This window comes from Patescibacteria group bacterium, from assembly GCA_022560785.1.
Taxonomy (GTDB): Bacteria; Patescibacteriota; Minisyncoccia; order Phycocordibacterales; family JADFSL01; genus JADFSL01.
In genome coordinates this window covers 1-3,320 of the sequence record JADFSL010000043.1, presented here as the reverse complement: position 1 = coordinate 3,320, position 3,320 = coordinate 1, and the positions used below count along the sequence as shown (strand labels likewise).

Below are 3,320 nucleotides of genomic sequence, written 5' to 3'. Positions count from 1 at the left end.
CATCTCATATATAGACCGGATGACTTCTTCAACCTTATCTGGCACTGAGAGCTTATCCCAAAGAGGAATGTTGTGCTTTTTGAAGTATTTTCGAAAAAAGTTTCCGGCGCTAATGTGCCTCCAGCCCAGCTTTTTCGCTAATTCTTTAGATAAAGTGGTGGTTCCCGTGCCCACGTCTCCACAGACAATTATATTTCGGTATCTGCCCTTCATGTACTCCATTATATAGAAGTGAGTATTTGATGAGAAGAGGTAGGGGAGAGAGGAGAGTCACGGTGCGGCTCTCCTCTCAATGATGGCGCTCTCCTTTTTATTCATGATGCGCTTAATGTTATCCCAGTGCATGACTACGATGAGGACTCCGATTCCAAGTAGACCAGCAAAGTAGGTGAGCGAGAGATAGCCTTCAAAAAGAAGTACCGTTATCCCAATAGCGCCGGCGAGAGTCCCTAGAAGAGAACCCACGGACATTCTCCAACGGCTTAGGACAAAGCCTAACCCGAAGAATAAGAAGATACTTACTACAATTAAAGCTAAGGTTGGTTCAGACGGTACGAGAGCGATTGTAACGCCGATTGCCGTTGATACTGCCTTCCCACCGTTGAGTCTTTGTAACACAGATCGGGACAGTATATCTGGATCACGATCGAAAAGAAAAAGCCAAATCGACCGAGTGTGACCGAGGCATATGGTGCCTGCCATTGCTATGTGTGTTAGCTCGGATTCACTAACTAGTAGTATTACTACCAGGAGCGGGATTAAAGCCTTGAGCCCATCTAATAGTAGGCTTAAGGCGAACTTCCAACCTGGACGTCGAATACCGTTTTGGGCCAGTATACGAAGTACTTGAGTTGCTCCAGTGGCTCCCGACCCACTTGTGCGCGGGTTCAACCCGTAGTACTTGCATATTATCCAGCCAAATGGAATGGCTCCAATTAAATATCCTACGAGCAGAATGATTGCGATCTCCAAAGTGTTCTCCCTCCAGTTGTGAGCTAGATAGGCATTTTATGTCTGTAAAAAAACAAACGTAAAACGTCGACTAGTGCGCCAGTTTATGCTAAAATTGGGAAGTTTTCAAGGCCTCGCCGCTCCGATACCAACTTTAGGTTGGATCGAGAGTCCACGATCTCATAACAAAGTTATGAGCATCGGGATCTAGTGGGCTAATTAAAATGGCGTACGTTTACATATTAAAATTACAAAACGGTAAGTACTATATTGGTTCTTGTAGGAACTTAAATAAACGCATGAAACAGCACAGAAATAAGGAGGTTAAATCAACTAAGCATAACTTACCCTCAGAGTTAGTTTATACTAAGGAATACCCTAATTATTTTCAGGCAAGAACGGCTGAGTTAAGAATAAAATCATGGAAGAGGAGAAAGTCGATAGAGAACTTGTGTAAACATGATTTAGCTAACTTCGCCGAAAAATTTGGCCCCGTCGTCTAGTGGCCTAGGATACTGGGTTTTCATCCCAGAGATCGCGGGTTCGAATCCCGCCGGGGTCACCACACAGAAAAAACTGTAGGTACTACTTATTTACCTAACTTTATAAAATATTAATTCCTTGACACTTCAGCCATCTAATCATAAAATCCCCACAAATACCTCACTAGTTCTCTTGGAAGAGCAGATATTCAAAAATGAAACAAAATGAAGCCTTAGATTTATTAATGATGGGACATAACGTGTTTTTAACCGGTCAGGCTGGCAGTGGGAAAACGTATCTTACTAATAAATATGTAAAGTTTTTAAAGAAAAATAAGGTTGGTGTAGCAGTAACGGCTTCAACAGGGATAGCTGCAACTTACTTAGATGGAATTACCGTCCACTCATGGTCTGGAATTGGAATTAAAAAGGAAATAACTGAAAAGGAGATATCCAAACTTAACTCCAACCCGAAGGTTAGGGAAAGAATACAAGCCCCAAAAGTTTTAATAATCGACGAAATTTCTATGTTTCACTCATACCGGTTGGATGCGGTTAACAAGATATGCAAAAGAATTAGAAATAATCCTGAACCCTTTGGTGGCATGCAGGTTATACTTTGCGGTGACTTTTTTCAATTACCACCAATAAATGAGTCGGAAAGTCCTGAATCTAGCTTTGCTTACAAATCAGATTCTTGGAGCGAACTAGGACTAAAAATCTGCTATTTGGATGAACAACACAGGCAGTGGGATGAAAGTTATTTGAAGGTGTTAAATGACATAAGATCTAGGGAGGTGGATGAGGGTACCTTTGAAAAGCTTTCCTCAAGAGTTAACGCTGAGATTGAAAACAACATTTATCCTACCAAACTCTATACTCACAACGTTGACGTAGACGCGATAAACAATTTTGAACTAAACAAAATTAATAAACCCGAATTTGATTATACAATGGTTGCCAAAGGTAATAAAAAGTTAGTTGAGGCTCTAAAAAAGGGCTGTCTTGCACCAGAGAATTTAATTCTAAAAAAAGATGCCGTAGTTATGTTTGTTAAAAATAACCCAGGCAAAGGTTATATTAATGGAACTTTGGGGAAAGTAGTTGACTTTGATTCCGAAAAGTACCCAATAGTTGAAACTTACTCTGGTAAAGAAGTAGTGGCCCACCCTACTAATTGGATTTTAGAAGAGAACGATGTTGTTCTGGCTGAAATTAGCCAAGTTCCACTTCGGCTCGCTTGGGCCATCACAGTTCACAAAAGTCAGGGAATGAGTTTGGATGCAGCGGAAGTAGACTTGTCAAAGTCTTTTTCATACGGTATGGGATATGTTGCACTGTCGCGGTTAAAATCCCTGGATGGGTTAAGATTATTAGGGATAAACCAGATGGCTCTTCAGGTAGATAATGATATAGCAGAAATTGATTTGGTATTTAAGGAAGATTCAAGGTCTGCAGCAACAAAATTAAACAATCTAAGCAGTCAAGAATTAAAGTTAAGACAGAAAGCATATCTTAACAAGATTTTCCCCAAAGGTGACCAATTAACAAGTGAGAGAACACTTAAGAATTTATTTAATAAGTTTTTTTAAAAATATATCAAGCATTAGTGAGGTAGTTTTCCAACTTAATTTTTTGTCAAAAAAAGGGTGTATAAGGGGTAATCCGAAATGAATGTGAGGTTTAAACAAAATTTAATGGATACACCTTGAAAACGGTACTCCATTCTTTGAAAATTTCGACCAACTGATCTATAATTTCATCCGTCAACATAGAACGAAGGTTCACCATTTTTGAACCTATAACACGCGTATAACCACCTATAGGACTAAAGTGATCCTCACAAACACTATCTAGCATCAAAACAACGTCGCAGAGTGCCCATTG

The 3,320-nt window shown here is 39.9% G+C and carries 4 protein-coding genes and 1 tRNA gene; 3 read left to right on the top strand and 2 right to left on the bottom strand.

Annotated elements, in window-relative coordinates:
* On the bottom strand, positions 1-213 hold a 213-nt coding region (locus IIB50_03120; protein ID MCH7530079.1), incomplete at its 3' end, for an AAA family ATPase.
* 57 nt (positions 214-270) lie between these two features.
* Entirely contained in the window at positions 271-972 is a 702-nt protein-coding gene (locus tag IIB50_03115; GenBank protein ID MCH7530078.1) for a glycerol-3-phosphate acyltransferase, read from the bottom strand.
* Between the two features lie 203 nt (positions 973-1,175).
* Here IIB50_03115 and IIB50_03110 point away from each other — a divergent pair, with 203 nt between their 5' ends.
* From IIB50_03110 to IIB50_03100, 3 genes are all read left to right on the top strand, one after another.
* Positions 1,176-1,454, top strand: coding sequence for a GIY-YIG nuclease family protein (locus IIB50_03110; GenBank protein MCH7530077.1), 279 nt, complete (start codon positions 1,176-1,178; stop codon positions 1,452-1,454).
* A tRNA-Glu gene (locus IIB50_03105) sits at positions 1,440-1,516 on the top strand. Before IIB50_03110 ends, IIB50_03105 begins: the two co-directional genes overlap by 15 nt.
* 132 nt (positions 1,517-1,648) lie before the next feature.
* Positions 1,649-3,025: an AAA family ATPase gene (locus tag IIB50_03100; protein ID MCH7530076.1), complete on the top strand. Its 1,377-nt coding sequence runs from the start codon at positions 1,649-1,651 to the stop codon at positions 3,023-3,025.
* The last annotated feature ends 295 nt before the right edge of the window (positions 3,026-3,320 follow it).